Here is a 17,543-nt window from a genome sequence, read left to right as displayed (position 1 = left end):
GAAAAGATCCGGCATAAGGTGGAGGGCATGACAGAACAGGCCCTGACCTCCGATTCCGGCATAGCCGCGGGCAAGCCCGCGTCCGCTTCACGCCTCACGCTGAGCCACATCATGACCCACCACGACACCAACCTCCTGGGTACCGTGCACGGCGGTGTGATCATGAAACTGGTGGACGACGCCGCCGGGGCGGTCGCAGGCCGGCACTCCGAGGGGCCCGCTGTCACCGCGTCCATGGACGAGATGGCCTTCCTCCAGCCGGTCCGGGTCGGCGACGTGGTCCACGTGCGCGCCCAGGTGAACTGGACGGGGCGCACCTCGATGGAGATCGGCGTGAAGGTGCTCACCGAGCGGTGGAACGAGTCCGTGCCGCTCAGCCACGTGGGGTCGGCGTACCTGGTGTTCGCGGCGGTCGACGAGGGCGGGAAGCCGCGGCCGGTGCCGCCGGTGATCCCGGAGACGGAACAGGACCGGCGGCGGTGCCAGGAGGCGCAGATCCGCCGCAGCCACCGGCTGGCGCGGCGGCGCGCCATCCTCGAACTCCGCGAGCAGCGCACCGCCGCCGGGCTCGCCGACTGACTCCCCGCGCGGGCGGGGAAGGCCTCAGCCTCCCCGGGTCACTCGCAGACGACCTGGTCGCCCGTGACGACGCCGTCCTCGCCCTGGTAGGGGTCCTCCGCCCGCACCCGCCGCACCCCGTGGAAGTCGGCCCCCGCCAGGACCCGCAGCGTCGGCCCCAGCCCCGGCCGGGCCCGCAGCTCGCTGCCGGGGAGCGCCGCCGCGAGGGACCGCGCGGAGCGGTCCCAGCGGGGGTCGTACAGCACCACCGTCCGCCGCACCGCCCGGTCCGCCGCGTTCACCGGCCTCCCGGTCGTCACGAACCCCGTCGCCGCCAGCCTGGCGTCCACCCGCCTGCCGAGTCCGGGCGTCAGGGTCCCGTTCTCCACCTGGACCCGGATCTGCTCCGGCGCCACCGGCACCCGCAGCGCCTTGGGCCGCTTCGCGACGTGCGGCGCCAGCGGCTGGTCGGCGCGCAGCGCGGCGAAGATGCGCCGCGCCTTCCTCTCGTCCCACTTGAGCGTCTCGCCGACGACGCCCCGGGCCCGGTACCTGCGGTCGGCGATCGGCACCGTGGTGAACTCCGACGAGGACGGCGAGAAGTGCCGCATCGCCCGCCCCAGGTCGATCATCACGCCCGCTCCGAAGCCGCGGTCCGCCCGCACCGAGTCCAGGACCGTGCCGGCCACGTCGCGCAGCTTGACCGGGTTGAGCAGCACCCCGGAGGAGGTGGCCTGCTCGATCAGCGCCGCCAGGAACCGCTGCTGGCGGTGCATCCGCCCGAAGTCGGACGCCGCGTCCACGTGCCGGGAGCGGACGTACTGCAGGGCCCGCCCGCCGTCCAGCCGGTGCTGCCCGGGCGCCAGGTCCAGGCCCGTGTGCGAGTCCTTCAGCGGGTCGATCGTGCAGATCCGCACCCCGCCCAGCACGTCGACGGTGCGGATGAAGCTGGTGAAGTCGACCTCCACGTAGTGGTCGATCTTCACGGCGGTCATCCTCTCCACCGTCCGCACGGTCAGCTCCGGTCCGCCCTCGGCGTAGGCGGCGTTCAGCCGCACCGGGTGCGCGGCCCGTTTCCTGCCGGTGGCGGGCTCCGTGTACTCGGGCGCCACCGCGAACGAGTCGCGCGGCAGGCTCACCACACTGGCCCGGTCCCGGTCCTCGGAGATGTGGACGATCATCACGGTGTCCGTGCAGTGGCACGGCGTGCCCCCGAGGCGGTACTTGCGCCTCGCCTGCGCGGAGACCTTGTCCCGCCCGTCCGTGCCGACCACCAGGACGTTGGTGCCGTTGCCGTCGTGCGGGCGGTTCTTCATGTCGCGGAACGGATCGATCCGCGCGATGCCGTCGTCGATCCCGGACAGGACCGAGTGCCCCACGCCGGCCAGGGCGAGGACCGTCACCGAGAGGGCGGTCACCATGCGACCGCCCCATCCGCGCCGGCGTCCCGCGGGCCGCCGGGGCCCGCCCCGGCCGCGACCGGGGCCGCCCGTCTTCCGCGGCGGCACGCCGTCGCCGCCGGAGCCCCACCCGGAACCCGGGCCGGAGCCGCGACGCCCGGTGCCTGCACCCGGCCCGCCGTCCCGCCGGGATCCCTGGGGCCCCCGGGGCACGCGCCCCACGGAACTCCCCTCGGAACGCCCCACCACCCGCCCGCCCACCTGCCGACGGTCCACCGGCCGACCGTCCATCGCGCGGTCGTTCACCGATCGGTCACCCACCTGCCGACGGTCCATCGACCGGCCGCTCACCTGCCGACGGTCCATCGACCGTCCGCCCACCGGTCGTCCGCTCACCGGCCGGTCGTCCACGGACCGACGGCCCACGGACCGCCGGCCCCAGCCGCCACCCACCGGGCCGTCCCCGCCCCGGCCGCCGCCGTCCCGCCCGGCGGCTCCGCCGCTCGCCCGGAGGGTGCCGTCCCGTCCGGGCGAGCCGTCGGCCGTCCGGGAGGGACGGGGCGATGCCGACCGCCGCCCGGCCGCCCGCGAGGACCCGCCCCGTGAGGCGGGACCGGCCGTGGGCGCCCCGGACCGCGGCGTCCCCGCCCGGGACGCGGCAGGCGAGTCGGGCCCCTGGGGGGCGGTGCGCCCGCCCCGGGGGACCCGGGGCGCGGGCGAGGAACCCGGCACCGGACCGGGCTGCGGGCGACGGCGCCGGGGGTCCGGTCGTTCGGGCGGTCGGGGCGGTGTGGCGGGCATGGGGCGGTACACCTCCACGAGGGCCTGGGGAGGGCCGGGGGCTCCGTAAACGGGCCATATGCATCCGTTCCGTGAGCACGGTAGGCCGATAGGATCTGCAGCCCGGACCCCAGGCAGGACGGCGCGCGACCGTGTCCCCCGATCGCGGTAACGTGAGCCCTGATGAACGCCAATTCCGCCGCGCAGCTTCCCGCCGTGTCCGTGATCATGCCGGTCCTCAACGAGGAGCGGCACCTTCGCGAGGCAGTCCGTGCGATCCTCGCCCAGGAGTACGCGGGCGAGATGGAGGTCGTGATCGCCCTCGGCCCCTCCACGGACCGCACGGACGAGATCGCCGCCGAACTCGTCCGCGAGGACCCGCGGGTGCACACGGTCCCCAACCCGACCGGCCGCACCCCCGCCGCCCTGAACGCGGCGATCAACGCCTCCCGCCACCCCGTGGTGGTCCGCGTCGACGGCCACGGGATGCTCTCCCCGAACTACATCGCCACCGCCGTCCGCCTCCTGGAGGAGACCGGCGCGCAGAACGTCGGCGGCATCATGCACGCCGAGGGCGAGAACGACTGGGAGCACGCGGTCGCCGCCGCCATGACCTCGAAGATCGGCGTGGGCAACGCGGCCTTCCACACGGGTGGCACGGCCGGCCCGGCGGAGACGGTCTACCTGGGCGTCTTCCGCCGTGAGGCGCTGGAGCAGCAGGGCGGCTACAACGTGGAGTTCATCCGCGCCCAGGACTGGGAGCTCAACTTCCGGATCCGTGAGGCGGGCGGCCTGATCTGGTTCTCGCCCGAACTGCGGGTCTCCTACCGGCCGCGGCCCAGCGTGAAGGCGCTCGCCAAGCAGTACAAGGACTACGGCCGCTGGCGGCACGTGGTGGCCCGCTACCACCAGGGTTCCATCAACCTGCGCTACCTCGCCCCGCCGACCGCCGTGTGTGCCATCGCCGCGGGCCTGGTCGCGGGCGTCGCGCTCACCCCGTGGGCGCTGCTGGTGCCCGGCGGCTACCTGGCCGCGATCGTGGCCGGGTCCGTCCCGGCCGGCAAGGGCCTCCCGCTCAAGGCGCGGCTGCAGATCCCGGTCGCGCTGGCCACCATGCACATGTCCTGGGGCTGGGGCTTCCTGACCAGCCCGAAGTCGCTGGCCCGCAAGGTCATCGCCTCCCGCCGCCCGGCCGTGCTCACCCCGGCCGCCGACTGACGCGCCGCCACATCCCCGCACGTCCCGCACTCCAACGGCGGAGGGCCCCGGTCGATGCGACCGGGGCCCTCCGCCGTTGGCAGCGCGGCCAGGCGCCCACCGGGCCGGGCGCCCACCAGGCCGGGCGACTACCAGGCCGGGCGCCCACCGGACCGGGCGACTACCAGGTGTAGATCTTCTCGGCGACCGGCATGCACTGCTTCGTGTCGGCGCCGTTCTGCGCGCCCGCGCTGTCGGGGAGCCTGCCCTCCTCCAGCACCTTCTCCTTGGGGTAGCTGGTGCCCTCGCGCCAGTCGCCGCCCACCGTCAGCGTCACGCCGTCCACCGCGGAGGACTTCTTCACCGAGGCGGCGGGGATGCCCAGCGACGTGGCGACCCGCAGGGCGTCGCCCTTGAGGTCGGCGCTCGGGTACTGCACCACGGTCCGCTTGGCGGGATCCGCCGCGGCCTCGTCCACCGCGGCAAGCTCGAAGCCCTCGCCCACCAGCGTGTCCTTGATCGTCAGGGCGCGGCCCGACACGGGGCCGAGCGTCTCGTCGGCCGTGCCGTTGCGGACCCGGACGGCGATCTCCCCGTCGGGGGCGGCCTCGTCCTTGGGGCCGGTGTCCGCGCCCTTCTTCTTGCCGTTGCTGTCGAAGGGCACGTCGTCCTGGAGCATCGCCCACAGCTGGTCGGCGTCGCCCTGCTTGGGTATCAGCCGGTTGTTGTCCTGGGGCCACGGGACGTTGGGCATCGTGGTCGTGGTGATCCGGTTGACCGGGACGTCCTTCAGCTCCAGCGCCAGGTCGGCCAGCTTGGCGACGGTGCCGATCTCCTCGGAGACCTTCAGCGCCTTGGTGGCGGCCTCCGCGAGTCTCCTCAGTTCGCCGGTGTCGGTGAAGATGCTCTTGCTCTGCAGCTCGCGCATCATCGAGTTCATGTACATCTGCTGAGCCTTGGCACGCATCGGGTCGCTGCCCCAGGCGTGCCGGGTGCGCAGCCACTGCAGCGCCTGCTTGCCCTTGATGGGGCGCGTACCGGCCTTGAGCTTCAGCCCGGAGCCGCCGCGCTGCATGGCCGTCGACCGGTCCCAGACGTTCTCCTCGACGCAGACGGGAACGCCGCCGATGGCGTTCGTCATCTCCACCACGCCGATGAAGTCGATGACGATCCAGTGGTCGATGTAGACCCCGGTGAGGTTCTCCCAGGTCGACAGCGTGCAGCCGGGGCCGCCGCGCTGCAGCGTGGAGTTGATCATGTCGTAGTCCGCCGGGTAGACCGTGCCGTCCTCGGCGTCGCGGCACTCGGGGATCTTCACCATGGTGTCGCGCGGGATGCTCACCATCGAGGCGTTCTTACGGTCCGCCGATATGTGGAGGAGCATCTGCACGTCGGCGCGGGGCTTCTGGCCGACGTTGTCCTTGCTGCCGCCCAGCTTCAGGTTCCGCGGGTCGTTGCGGTCGTCGGACCCCATGATCAGGATGTTCAGCGGAGTCTGGCCGGCCGCGTTGGGCTTGGTCTTCTTGGCGTGCGACTTCCCGCCGGCGCGGGCATCGGTCCTGATGTTGCCGTTGAGGTGCTGGTAGTACAGGTAACCCGCCACGCCCGTGCCGACCAGCAGAAAGGCGAGCGTCAGCCCCGTCCAGCGCAGGACGCGGCCTCTTCCCCCGCCGCTGCCGCGTCTACGGCTGCCGCGGCCACCACCGCCGCCGTGCCGGCCGGCGTCCCGCGGGGACGTGTCGGAGCGGTCCCCGTCCTCGCCGAGCGGTCCGTCCTCGGTGCGGTCGGCCCCGTACAGGCTGTCGTCCCACCCCAGGTCGGCTGCGTCCCCCGCAGAGCGGCGGCGCCGGCCCTCGCCGCGCACACGCGTCTGTGCCATCGTGCCCCTCCCCCTGTCCTCGCTCGCCTACGGGACCGCCCCGCGCGTCTCACCTGTGAGATGCGCGAGGCGGCCTTTTCGTTGCGTGCTTCGTGCCGTGTGTTTCGGTAACTCGACTGTGACGTGCGCTACTTGGCGCACTGGACCTTGTCGGCCGTGGACTTGTCGATGTCGTCCGGCGCCTTCTCCGGCGCGGTCAGCGGCACGCCCGCCCCCTTGAAGTCCTCACCCAGGACCAGCGTCATGGTCGGCATGCCCTGGGCGTTGGTGGCGCTCTCCCCCTCCTTGAGCGCCGAGCCCGGGAGCCCCATCATCGCGGCCAGCGCGCGGGCCTGGTCGGCCTGGTCCGGGGCGTACTCGAGCGTCGTCCTCGCCTGCGTCGCGTCGGCGTTGCCGCCGTTGTCCGACTTGAGGACGCCCTGGTCGTTCTGCAGCCAGGTCAGGGTCGCCGAGGCGGAGCCCGCCTTGGCGCCGCCGTTGAAGACCTGGACCCGCACGTCGGCGGCGTCGGCCTTGGAGCCCTTGAGGCGGGCGGCGTCGGCGTCCTTCTTCTTCTGCTTCTCCTTCTTCACCTCGGTGAAGGAGACGTCCTCGCGGATCAGGCCGAAGACCTCCGGGGCCTTGGCCGGGTTGGGCACCACGGTGACCGGGGTCGGCTCGGCCGGGTTGTCGACGACCGGAACCGTCACGAAGGACATGTTCTTCGGGTTGACCTTCTTGATCTCCAGCGCGATGTCCTTGAGCACCGAGACCGAGCCGATCGCCTCGTCGACCTCGAGGGCCTTGGTCGCGGCCTGCGCCAGGTTGTTGAGCTTGGTGGGGCTCTTGAGGGTGTCGCCGGAGGACATCTTCCGCATCATCGAGGCGAGGAAGGCCTGCTGGGCCTTGATCCGGTCCAGGTCGCCCGAGTTGCCGAAGCTGTAGCGGGTGCGCAGGAAGGCGAGGGCCTGCTCGCCCTCGATGGTCGACTTGCCGGCGGGCAGCTTCAGGTGCGACTTCGGGTCGTCGACCGCCTTCTCGACGCACACCTCGACGCCTTCGATGGCCGCGGTCAGCGTCTTCACGGCGTTGAAGTCGGCGACCATGAAGTGGTCGACCTTGATGCCCGTGACTTCCTTGATGGTCTTCGCGGTGCAGCCCGCGTTGCGGCCGCCCTGCCCGAGGCTCTCGTTGAAGCGGGTGTTCGGGGTGCCCGGCACGATCTTGCTGGTGCCGTCCTGCGAGACGGTCTCGCAGTCCGGGATGTCGATCACGAGGTCGCGCGGGATGCTCAGCACCGTGGCGTTGCTGCGGTCCTCGGCCACGTGCAGCAGCAGCGTGGTGTCGGCGTGGCCGACGCTGTTCTTGTCGCCGTAACCCTTGTTGCCGCTGCCGGTGCGCTTGTCGGTGCCGATGATCAGGAGGTTGAAGGCCTCGTCCTTGGCGAACCCGTCGGAGCAGGCGTCGCCGCAGTTGGTCTTCTGGATGTTGTCCTCGAGGTCCTTGATGTACCAGTAGCCGTAGCCCGAGGTCGCGAGGATCACGAAGGCCAGCGATCCGCCGGTCCAGGCGAGGATCTTCCTGGCCTTGCTCTTCTTCTTCGGGCGGCCCCGGCGGCGGCCGGTCTCCGGCTCCTCCGGCTCGCCGCGCCGCCTGCGCGGCGGCGGCACCTCGCGGCCCGGACGCGGACGCGCGGGGGCCTCACGGCTGTAGCCGGCCTCGTGGGAGGTGCGCTCGCGCGGCGTGCCCTCCTCGCGGGGAGCGGGGCGGCGCGGACCCGGCACCGGCGGTGGCGCCGACTGCGGAACGGCACTGCTCAGTCGCAGTTCGTACTCGCCGGTCTGCGGGTTGAGCACCCACTGGTCGGCGGGATCGATGTTGTCCGCCCGTCCACGGCCATGCGCGTCCACGGTTGTTGAATCCTCCGTCGGGGCCACGGCGCCTTCCCCCAGGCGCGGGGTCTCGTCATGGTGCCGACAGCGGGGCGGACCCTGGCCGGGGCACCGGATCGCTCACACTATCCGCCCGCAACGGCGCGCAGCGACGACGGTGACACATTCCACTTCCCTACAACCGGGCAATCTGCCCCATTCTGTTACCTCTGCGCGACGCCTTGGCCATGGTTTTACCTGCGGTACGCCGGGCATAAGGAAGTGTTTCGGCCCGCGTGGGCCGTCGTTCACCGGCAGGGGTCCTCCGCGGCGGTCCTGCCGCTGAACGAGGGCGAGGGGCCGGGCGCCGCGGGGACGCCGGACGCGTCGACGGCGCCCGTGCGGGCGGTGGCGGTCGGCGCCGCGACGGGCACCGGGCGGTCGTGGCGCAGCAGCCGGAAGAGGCGGCCGGCGGCCGGCTGCAGGAGCCGGTCGCGGTTGGGGTCGGCCGGGTACGCCTCGCGCGGCACGGTGGTGAACCGGATCCGCTCGGAGGGGATGCCGCGCACCTCGCGCACGAAGCCGTACAGGTCGCGCAGCCCCGCCAGACCCGGGTCCGTGGTCAGCGAGGAGGTGGCCGCGTGGAGCACCGGGTAGAGCCGCAGCGGGTTGTACAGGACGTGGTCGCTGCGGACCTTCTGCACCAGGGCGCCCAGGAAGCGCTGCTGCCGTTCCATCCGCGCGGTGTCGCTGCCGTCGCCGAGGGACTTGCGGGCGCGGACCCAGCCGAGGGCCTGCTCGCCGTCCAGGGTGACCCGCCCGGCCGGGAGGTCCAGCTTCGCCGCCTTGTCCCGCACCGGCCCGGCCAGGCACATGTCGACGCCGTCGACGGCGTCCACCATCTCCTTGAAGCCGTGGAAGTCGATCACCATGTGGTGGTCCACGCGCACCCCGGTCATCTTCTCCACGGTGCGGATCGTGCAGGCCGGGCCGCCCGTGGAGAAGGCGCTGTTGAACTGGGCGAGGCGGGCCGCCGTGGTGCCGCGGCCGTCGCGGTCACGGCAGGCGGGGACGCGCACCATCAGGTCGCGCGGCAGGGAGACGGCGACGGCGCTGTCCCGGTCGCCGGCCAGGTGCAGCAGGATCGTGGTGTCGGAGCGCTCGCCGCCCAGGTTCGGGCCGTAGCGGGTGTTGCCCTTGCCGGAGCGGGTGTCGGAGCCGATCAGCAGCACGTTGCGCGCGTCGGGGGCCAGCCGCTTCGGCCGCTCCGCGGCGTGCCGGGCGAGCTCGGCGGCGGTCGCGTCGTCGGAGGTGACGTTCTCGCTGAGCCGGCTGTAGGCGGCCCAGCCGGCCAGCACAGCGGCGATCAGCAGCACGGCCGTGAGCGTGCCGAGGGTGACGACGGCGATCCGGAGCCGGCGACGGCGGGACGGGGTGGGCGACGACACGGGCGGCACCCCGGTGCCATGCCCGTCCGGCGCGACCCTCTCCCGCCGGTGCGGCCGGGTGAGTGACAACTTCGCCCTCACGGGCGCACCTCACGGGCGCACCTCACGGCCGCACCTCACGGCCGCACCTCACGGCCGCGCCCCGGGGCCGGGCCGCGGGGACGCCCCGCAGAACCGGGCGGCAGGGCGCGCCGTCGCCGTGGCCGCGCCCCGCGCCCCCGGTTCAGCGTGCCGTCGCCGTGACCCGCTCGGAGTCCACCCGCTTGGCGAGGGCCTCGTCGGAGAGCTGGTCGAGGTTGCGGCACAGGACCACCGAGCCGCCGATCGCCAGCGGCGCGTACAGACCCGCCGCGACGCCCGCCCAGGTGTCGTAGGGCAGCGCGCTGAGGATCCGTGAGGTGGGCCCGGTCAGCCCGAGGCCGGGGGCCTCGGCCCCTGCCCGCTCGACCAGTTCGGCGCCGCTGAACTCCCGGCCGGCGACGACCAGCGCGGGCTCCTCCGGGTCGACCGGCGCGTAGGGCGCGAACCGGTCGCCCATCCCCGGCACTTCGAGGGCGTAGTCGCGGAAGCCCGCAGGGGGCTGGGGGAAACGCCCGCCGAGCGGCCGCAGCGCGAGCGCGATCCGCTCGCCGGAGCAGGCCCGGGCGGCCTCCAGTGTGTCCGGCCCGGAGACGACCAGGTCCGCCGCGCCCGGGTCGCCGCCCGGAGCCGCGACCACGCCGACGGAGTGACAGGCCATCAGCCAGACGGCCGTCTGCCAGTGTCCGGGCAGCAGCAGCGCCACCCGGTCGCCCGGCTCGGCGGACAACTCGTCCTGGAGGTAGTTCGCCGTCTTGGCCACCCAATTGGCGAAGGTGGCGACGGAGAGTTCGACGCGCTCACCGGTGGCGTCGTCGTAGAAGGTCACCAGGGGGCGCGCGGCGTCCGCGGCGAGCGCGGAACGCAGCAGGTCGGCGGGGGTGCGATCGGTGGCGTTCACGGGCCCAAGCCTACGCGCCGCGAGGAGGCCGCCGGGGTGCCGGAGACGGGTCGGCGCAACCGGTTCGGCGGAACGACGCCCGACAGGCCGTCAGGAGAACGATGGACAAGAATGTCCGATTATGTTCAGGATCGGGGGTATGCGCGGACTCCTCTCTTCCACATTCGCCTCCCCCTTCACCTCCTCACTGGGCATCACCTGTGCGACCACGCTGGTCGTTCCGCTCGCCGTGGTGGCGGCGGCCCCCGCCATGGCGGGCGGACCCGCCCCCCGCGCCGTCGCGGCGGAGACGCAGGACGCCGGCTCCACCCAGTCGCTGCCCCTCGCCCCCCTCGCCGGCCGCCGGGCCGCCGGCGCCGCCCCGGACCGGGCCGAGCGGGGCCTCGTCCGGCAGCACGTGCGGCCGTTCTCCCTCGTCGGCGTGGTCTGGGACGACCCGGACGCCGAGTTCCACGGCCGGGTCCAGGTCCGCACCCGCGCCGCCGCGACCGGCGGGTGGAGCGACTGGAAGGACCTGGAGACCCACACCTCCGAGCACGGCGCCGACCCCGGCACCGCCGAGAAGGCGGCCCGTGGCGGCACCGCCCCGCTCTGGGTCGGCGCCTCCGACGGCGTGGAGGTGCGCACCGGGCCCGAGGCGGACGCGCACGCGGAGGGCGGAGCGCTCCCCGCGCTCCCGTCGGGGCTGCGGGCCGAACTGGTCGACCCGGGCGACGGTTCCGCGGCGGCCCCGGTCGGCCGCGCGGGCGCCCCGGCCCGGTCCGGCGGCCTGCCCGGGGCTCCGGCCGGACGCGGACCGGAGGTCCTGCCCGCACTGAGCCGCGCGGAGACCCGACGGGAGGCCGTGGCGCTGCGCGCCGTCACCCCCGACCCGGACGCCACCCCGGAGCAGGAGGCGCCCGCACCGGCCGCCGGGGACGTGGTGGACGAGCCCCTGGCCGCCCCGTACATCGGCCCGCGGCCCGCGATCGTCACCCGCAAGGGCTGGAAGGCGAACGAGGGCCTGCGCGAGCAGGGGTTCGTGTACACCAGCAAGGTGAAGGTGGCCTTCGTGCACCACACCGCGACCGGCAACGGGTACACCTGCGCCCAGGCACCCTCGGTCATCCGCAGTATCTACCGCTACCACGTGGGCAGCATGGGCTGGCGGGACATCGGCTACAACTTCCTCGTCGACAAGTGCGGCAAGATCTACGAGGGCCGCGCGGGCGGCGTCGCCCGCCCCGTGATGGGCGCCCACACGCTGGGCTTCAACAGCAACAGCATGGGCGTCGCCGTGATCGGCAGCTTCGGCTACACCAAGCCCTCCGCGAAGGCCGTGCGCGGGATCGCCCGCCTGACGGCGTGGAAGCTCGGCCTGCACGGCATGAACCCGAAGGGCAAGACCTATCTGACGTCGGGCGGTGGCAACCGCTACCGAAAAGGCAAGAATGTACGGCTGAACACCATCTCCGGGCACCGGGACGGATTCGCCACGAGCTGTCCGGGCGGTCGCCTCTACAGCAAGCTCGGCACGGCCCGGACGACCTCGGCCCGCTACCAGGGGCGTTGACGCCGGGGCAGGGGCGAACCCCCGGCCCACGGCCGGGGGCCGGCCGGCCCCTGACGCTCGCACAGCCATCGAACGGTCTGCGTACACTGGCCGGCCGACATCACGAGCGGCCGGTCCCGGCAGGAAGCAGAGACGACAGGTGACAGAAGCGATCCTCCTGGTCGGCGGCAAGGGCACCCGGCTGCGCCCGGTGACGGTGAACACGCCGAAGCCCATGGTCCGCGCGGCCGGGGTGCCGTTCCTCACGCACCAGTTGGCCCGGGCCGCCGCGGCGGGCGTGGAACACGTGGTGCTCGCCACGTCCTACCTTGCCGAGGTGTTCGAGCCGCACTTCGGCGACGGCTCCGCGCTGGGCCTGCACCTGGAGTACGTCACCGAGCGGGAGCCGCTGGGCACCGGCGGCGCCATCCGCAACGCGGCGACCCGGCTGAGATCCGGCGCCGACGAGCCCGTCCTCGTCTTCAACGGCGACATCCTCACCGGCCTCGACATCCGCGCCCTGGTCCGCACCCACGCCGCCGGCGGGGCGGACGTCTCCCTCCACCTCACCCGGGTCGCCGACCCGCGCGCCTACGGGCTGGTCCCGACCGACGCCACGGGCCGGGTGACGGCGTTCCTGGAGAAGCCGCAGACGCCCGAGGAGATCGTCACCGACCAGATCAACGCCGGGTGCTACGTCTTCCGGCGCTCGGTGATCGACACCATCCCGGCGGGGCGGCCGGTCTCCGTCGAGCGTGAGACCTTCCCCGACCTGCTCGCCGCGGGCGCCCACCTGCAGGGCATGGTCGACTCCACCTACTGGCTGGACCTCGGCACCCCCGAGGCCTTCGTCCGCGGCTCGGCCGACCTGGTCCTCGGCCGCGCCCCGTCGCCCGCGGTGCCCGGCCGCTGCGGCGACCGGCTGGTCCTGCCGTCGGCGGTGGTGGCCGCCGACGCCAAGCTCACGGGCGGCACCGTGGTCGGCGAGGGCGCGCGGGTCGCCGGTGGCGCGCGGATCAGCGGCTCGACCATCCTGCCCGGCGCGGTGGTCCGGCCCGGCGCGGTCATCACCGACTCCCTGGTCGGCGCCCGCGCACACGTCGGGGAGCGCACGGTCCTCACCGGCGCGGTGATCGGCGACGGCGCGTTCGTCGGCCCCGACAACGAGCTGCGGGCCGGGACGCGGATCTGGTGCGACGCGCGCATCCCGGCGGGCGCGGTGCGCTTCTCCTCCGACGTGGCCTGACCCCCGCCGCCCTGAACCCCCGGGGGACCGCCGGGTTCCCCCGGGCGTTCCGCCCCGGCTCCTCACGCGCCTGCGCGACGGTGCCGTGTTCTCACGGGCCTGGGCGACGGTGCCGTCCCTCGCGCCTGCGTGCCCTGTTATTACTTTCGCGGGCCCGCGCCGACCGTCTCCGTGCCTCGCGGGCCCGCGCGACGGGCCTGTCCCTCGCGTCCCCGTGCCTGTCACTTCCCTCGCGGCCCGTGCCGACCGTGCCGTTCCTCGCGGGCCTGCGGGCCTGTCCCGTGCCTCGCGAGCCCGCACGACAGTGCCGTCTCTCGCGGGCCTGCGCGAGGGTCCCGCCCTTCGCGGGCCCGCGCGACCGTCCCTGGGGGCTGCCGGCTCACGTGACCGTCTTGCGGGCGCGCGGATCGCGGCGGCCGCTCCCGTGACGGCCCCGGGCGTCACCAGACGCTGATGTCGCCCCGCCGCATTCGCGGCGCCCGCCGCGCCGGCGTCCGCCCGCTGAGCAGGACGAGCCGGGCGGCCCGGTGACGCTGGCCGGCCCCCGCGTACGGCTCCAGCAGCCGCAGCATCGCCGCGTCGTCGGCGTCCCGGTCGTCGGCCAGCGCGTGCCCGACGATGCCCGGCAGGTGCAGGTCGCCGGTGGTCACCGCGTCCGCGGCGCCGTGGGAGCGCTGCACCACCTCCGCCGAGGTCCACGGCCCGATGCCGGGCAGCACCTCCAGCCGGGCCCGGGCCGCCTCGGGCGGCATCGCCGCGGCCTCCTCCATCCGCTCGAAGACCCGCACCGCCCGCAGGATCGTCGCCGCCCGCTTGTCGTCGACCCCGGCGCGGTGCCACTCCCAGGACGGCACCAGCGCCCACGCCCGCGGGTGCGGCATCACGCGCATCCCCTCCGGGGCGGGGCCGGGCGCGGGCTCCCCGAACGCCTGGAGCAGCCGCCGCCACCCCCGGTAGGCCTCGTCGGCGGTGACCTTCTGCTCCAGCACCGAGGGGATCAGCGACTCCAGCACCAGCCCCGTCCGCGTCAGCCGCAGCCCCGGCACGCGGCGGGCGGTCAGCGCCAGCAGCGGGTGGTGCGGCACGAACACCGAGGGGTCGTCCTCCATGCCGACCAGGCCCGGCAGTCCTTCCAGCAGCCACCGCGCGCCCGGGCCCCAGGCCTCGCCGCGCACCGTGCCCAGCGAGGGCCGCGCGGTGACGCGGAGCGTGCCGGGCCCCAGCGGCGTGCGGGTGGCCCGCCACACCGCGCCGTCCGGGGTGATCCGGAACGACGGGTCGCCGGCCCCGCGCCGCAGCACCCCGAGCACCAGCGGGAGGTCGACCGGTCCGTCCGGGACCACTTCCCGCACGGCGCCGGGAACCCCGGCCTGCCGGGGGACACCGCCGCCCCGGGGCGCCCGCGGCGCGAAACGTCCTGCCATGCCCCCGAGGGTACGGGCCGCCCCGCCCCGGCCCGAGGCGGTGTCAGCGCACGGTGAGGAAGGTCTCCGCGTCCCGCTCCGCCCGCGCCCGCGGCTCGCCGGCCGGATGCCCGACCGCGACCGCTCCCATCGGGTCCCAGCCCTCGGGCAGGTCCAGCACGTCCCGCACCACGTCGCGGCAGAACATGGTGGACGACACCCAGGCCGACCCCAGCCGTTCCCCGGCCAGCGCGACCAGGAAGTTCTGCACGCCCGCGCCCATGGCGACGACGAACATCTCCCGCTCCGCCCCGTCCCGCCGGGCGTCGCCGTAGTGGTGCGAGCCGTCCATGACCAGGCAGGGCACCACCAGGTACGGCGCGTTGCGCAGCACGTCCCCGCGCCGCACCCGCCTGGCGATCGACTCCTCGCTCTTGCCGTCCCGCCGCAGGTCGGCGATCCAGGCGTCCTTCATCGCGTCCAGCAACCGGGTCCGCGACTCCTCGCTCTCCAGCAGCACGAACCGCCACGGCGTCGTGTGGTGCGGCGCGGGCGCGGTCACCGCCGACGCGACGGCCCTGCGCACCGCCCCGGGGTCGACCGGCTCGTCGGTGAACGCCCGCACGGTGCGCCGCTGCGCGACGGCCTCCCGCACCGCCTCGGAGGTGCCCAGCCGGAACATGTCGTCCCGCGCCGACCGCACCAGCGCCCGCGCCCCCGCGGCGTCGTCCTGGTCGCCGACGAGGTCGGGGAGCCCGCGCACCACGGCCACCGGCCGCCCGGCGGCCTTGCCCTTGACCAGGTCGCCCGCCGCCGCGAGCTCGTCCGCGAGGGCGACCACCGTGGCGGACAGCGGGTTGCCGAACGCGTCGGTCCCGCCCCGCAGGTCGTCCAGCACCCGCACCCCGGCCGCGCCGATGCCGACGTCGGTGAGCCCGTTGCGCCACGGCCGTCCGAAGGTGTCGGTGACGACCACGCCGACCCGGACGCCGAGCGCGGCCCGCAGGCCCTCCCGGATCGCGCGCGCCGACGCGTCGGGGTCCTCGGGCAGCAGCAGGACCGTCCCGGCGGGGGTGTTGGAGGCGTCCACGCCGGCCGCGGCCATCACCAGCCCCTGCCGGTTCTCCACGATCCGCAGCGTGCCGCGCCGGGCGACCACCCGGACCGTCTCCGCGTCGATGGCGGCCTCCCGGTCGGCGGCCGCCATGATCCGGCCCTCCGCCTTGGAGACGACCTTGGAGGTGACCAGGACCACGTCGCCGTCCGCCAGGCCGGGCTCCGCGGCGGCGATCAGCTTGGCGAGGTCGTCGCCCTCCTGGATCTCGGGGAGCCCTTCGACCGCCCACACCCGGAATTCGGGCCGCCCGTCCGGCTGCTCACCGCTCACGCCTCCCGCACCTCCTCGGCGAGCGCCAGCGCCTCGCGGGCCATCGCCGCGGTGGCGTCCAGGTCCGTCATCATCAGCGGCACGGCCCGGCAGCGGATGCCCGCCGCCTCCACCCGCTCCACCGCGCCGGCGTCGACGGTGTCGACCAGCCAGCCGTCCAGCAGCCCCGAGCCGTAGTGCTCGGCGACCGCCGCGGCCGTGGCCTCCACGCCCACCGCCGCCAGCACCTTGTCGGCCATCCCGCGCACGGGGGCGCCGCCGACGATGGGGGAGAGCCCCACCACCGGCACCCCGGCCTCGGCGACCGCCTCGCGGATCCCGGGCACGGCGAGGATGGTGCCGACCGAGACGACCGGGTTGGACGGCGGGAAGAGGATCACGTCGGCCCCGGCGATCGCCTCGAGCACGCCGGGCGCGGGCTTGGACTGCTCCGCGCCGACCGGCACGATCGCCTCCGCCGGGACCGAGGCCCGCAACCGCACCCAGTACTCCTGGAAGTGCACCGCACGCCGCTCGCCGTCCACCGTCACCGCGACATGGGTCTCCACCCGGTCGTCGGACATCGGGATCAGCCGCACGCCGGGCTTCCACCGGTCGCACAGCGCCTCGGTGACCGCGCTCAGCGGGTAGCCGGCCTCCAGCATCTGGGTGCGGACGATGTGCGTGGCGAAGTCGCGGTCACCGAGCCCGAACCAGTCGGGGCCCACGCCGTAGGCGTTGAGTTCCTCCTTGACGTGGAAGGTCTCGTCGGTCCTTCCCCAGCCCTGCTCCTCGTTGATGCCGCCGCCCAGGGTGTACATCACCGTGTCGAGGTCCGGGCAGACCTTCAGCCCGAAGAGGTGGATGTCGTCCCCGGTGTTGCCGATCACGGTGACGTCCGCCTCGGGCGCCGCCGCCTTCAGACCACGCAGGAACCGGGCACCGCCGATGCCGCCTGCCAGAACCACAATGCGCATGGGCCCCAGTCTCGCAGGCGTGCCCCGGCGACCGGCAGGCGGCCACGGGCGTGCGGCGGCGCGTCAGAGGGCCGCGCGGGCGCCGGTGCGCGCGGGCGTGTGCATGGGCATCTCGGTCAGGCCCGGGAAGTAGACGTGCAGGCTGACCGCCGGTTCCAGGGAGTCGTTGACGATCTCGTGGACGTACCCCGGGGCGAAGACCCGCTGGGCGCCGGTCCCCAGCACGCGGCGGGCGGGCCCGGAGCGCCCGCCGGCGGCGCCGTGCTCGGTGAGGGAGCCGTCCAGGACGGTGAGCACGCCGGAGGAGGCGCCGTGGTCGTGCAGACCGGTGCCCTGGCCGGGCAGCCAGGACAGCAGCCACACCTCGTACCCCGGCCCGGTGCGCAGGCGGTGGTACCAACGGGTGGTGGTGTCGTAGCGCACCAGGTGCTCCCACCGGCCGCGGTCCGCGGCGACCGTCCGGGAGAGACCGACGAAGTCGGCGACGGTGGAGGGGTGTTCGGGCTGCGGCCGGAGCAGGTGGAGGACCTCGAGGATGTCGCCGGCGATCTGCAGGTCGCTGTCGCTGTTCATGGGTGCGCTGGTTCCTGGGGCGAGGAGGGCGGTGGGGGTGCGGGGCGCCGCCTGCGCCGGGGTCCGGATCACGGACCGTGACGGCTGGGCCCGGGTGCGGGCCGCGGAAGGCGGTGGGGACGAGGCGTCCCGGAAGGGGTGCGCGTACCCGCCCGGGGATCGTCGGGCGGGCTACGGCCGGAGCGTCAGAGGCTCAACAGCCGGTGCGGCGACAACAGCGGCGAACGAGGGCAGCACCGAGGACCGCGACCGGCACGTGCGTGGCGGTGCGCGACGGGGCGGATGCCGAGTTCGCGAACATGCCCCACAGCACAGCGGCTCACACCTCGGGTGTCAACCTGGCCACGCGCGAATGG

The 17,543-nt window shown here is 74.4% G+C and carries 13 protein-coding genes; 4 read left to right on the top strand and 9 right to left on the bottom strand.

The features are described from left to right. The first annotated feature begins 27 nt into the window (after nt 1-27). Nucleotides 28-579: an acyl-CoA thioesterase gene (locus Sfr03f_RS00140; protein WP_108951906.1), complete on the top strand. Its 552-nt coding sequence runs from the start codon at nt 28-30 to the stop codon at nt 577-579. Nucleotides 580-617: 38 nt separating this feature from the next. On the opposite strand, the gene Sfr03f_RS00135 is transcribed toward Sfr03f_RS00140, so the two are convergent. Next, nucleotides 618-2,066, bottom strand: a complete 1,449-nt coding sequence (locus Sfr03f_RS00135; RefSeq protein ID WP_435841901.1) for an LCP family protein — start codon at nt 2,064-2,066, stop codon at nt 618-620. Nucleotides 2,067-2,921: 855 nt separating this feature from the next. Between Sfr03f_RS00135 and Sfr03f_RS00130 the strand changes: the two genes are divergently transcribed. Further along, nucleotides 2,922-3,956 (top strand): glycosyltransferase family 2 protein, encoded by a 1,035-nt coding sequence (locus Sfr03f_RS00130; protein WP_108951592.1) that lies wholly within the window; start codon nt 2,922-2,924, stop codon nt 3,954-3,956. Between the two features lie 160 nt (nt 3,957-4,116). Here the strand turns inward: Sfr03f_RS00130 and Sfr03f_RS00125 are convergent, their stop codons facing one another. The 4 genes from Sfr03f_RS00125 to Sfr03f_RS00110 form a co-directional block, all read right to left on the bottom strand. Beyond that, a complete protein-coding gene (locus tag Sfr03f_RS00125; protein ID WP_108951591.1) occupies nt 4,117-5,814 on the bottom strand; it encodes an LCP family protein in 1,698 nt (565 codons plus the stop codon). 128 nt (nt 5,815-5,942) lie between these two features. After that, the gene (locus tag Sfr03f_RS00120) at nt 5,943-7,703 is read right to left on the bottom strand and encodes an LCP family protein (RefSeq protein ID WP_108951590.1); all 1,761 of its coding nucleotides are present in this window, start codon (nt 7,701-7,703) and stop codon (nt 5,943-5,945) included. A 269-nt stretch (nt 7,704-7,972) separates the two neighbouring features. Further along, a complete protein-coding gene (locus Sfr03f_RS00115; protein ID WP_372514323.1) occupies nt 7,973-9,112 on the bottom strand; it encodes an LCP family protein in 1,140 nt (379 codons plus the stop codon). Between the two features lie 223 nt (nt 9,113-9,335). Beyond that, the gene (locus tag Sfr03f_RS00110) at nt 9,336-10,091 is read right to left on the bottom strand and encodes a TIGR03089 family protein (protein WP_108951588.1); all 756 of its coding nucleotides are present in this window, start codon (nt 10,089-10,091) and stop codon (nt 9,336-9,338) included. Between the two features lie 139 nt (nt 10,092-10,230). Here Sfr03f_RS00110 and Sfr03f_RS00105 point away from each other — a divergent pair, with 139 nt between their 5' ends. Together Sfr03f_RS00105 and manB are read left to right on the top strand one after the other, a co-directional pair. Next, complete coding sequence (locus Sfr03f_RS00105; RefSeq protein WP_245967310.1) at nt 10,231-11,643, top strand: peptidoglycan recognition protein family protein; 1,413 nt, start codon at nt 10,231-10,233, stop codon at nt 11,641-11,643. A 139-nt stretch (nt 11,644-11,782) separates the two neighbouring features. Then, complete coding sequence (gene manB, locus Sfr03f_RS00100; protein ID WP_108951586.1) at nt 11,783-12,868, top strand: mannose-1-phosphate guanylyltransferase; 1,086 nt, start codon at nt 11,783-11,785, stop codon at nt 12,866-12,868. Nucleotides 12,869-13,308: 440 nt separating this feature from the next. Here manB and Sfr03f_RS00095 read toward each other — a convergent pair whose 3' ends face one another. The 4 genes from Sfr03f_RS00095 to Sfr03f_RS00080 form a co-directional block, all read right to left on the bottom strand. Then, the gene (locus Sfr03f_RS00095) at nt 13,309-14,292 is read right to left on the bottom strand and encodes a DNA-3-methyladenine glycosylase family protein (protein WP_108951585.1); all 984 of its coding nucleotides are present in this window, start codon (nt 14,290-14,292) and stop codon (nt 13,309-13,311) included. 43 nt (nt 14,293-14,335) lie between these two features. Further along, on the bottom strand, nt 14,336-15,658 hold the full coding sequence (locus Sfr03f_RS00090; RefSeq protein WP_108951584.1) for a coenzyme F420-0:L-glutamate ligase: 1,323 nt from the start codon (nt 15,656-15,658) through the stop codon (nt 14,336-14,338). Beyond that, nucleotides 15,655-16,614 (bottom strand): 2-phospho-L-lactate transferase, encoded by a 960-nt coding sequence (gene cofD, locus Sfr03f_RS00085; protein ID WP_108951583.1) that lies wholly within the window; start codon nt 16,612-16,614, stop codon nt 15,655-15,657. The genes Sfr03f_RS00090 and cofD overlap by 4 nt, the downstream gene beginning before the upstream one ends. A 63-nt stretch (nt 16,615-16,677) precedes the next feature. Continuing rightward, entirely contained in the window at nt 16,678-17,187 is a 510-nt protein-coding gene (locus Sfr03f_RS00080; RefSeq protein ID WP_108951582.1) for a cysteine dioxygenase, read from the bottom strand. Nucleotides 17,188-17,543: the final 356 nt, after the last annotated feature.

This window comes from Streptomyces fragilis, from assembly GCF_003112515.1.
Lineage (GTDB): Bacteria > Actinomycetota > Actinomycetes > Streptomycetales > Streptomycetaceae > Streptomyces > Streptomyces fragilis.
Note: the sequence above shows the minus strand (reverse complement) of the source record. Positions and strands in the feature narration are given on the sequence as shown.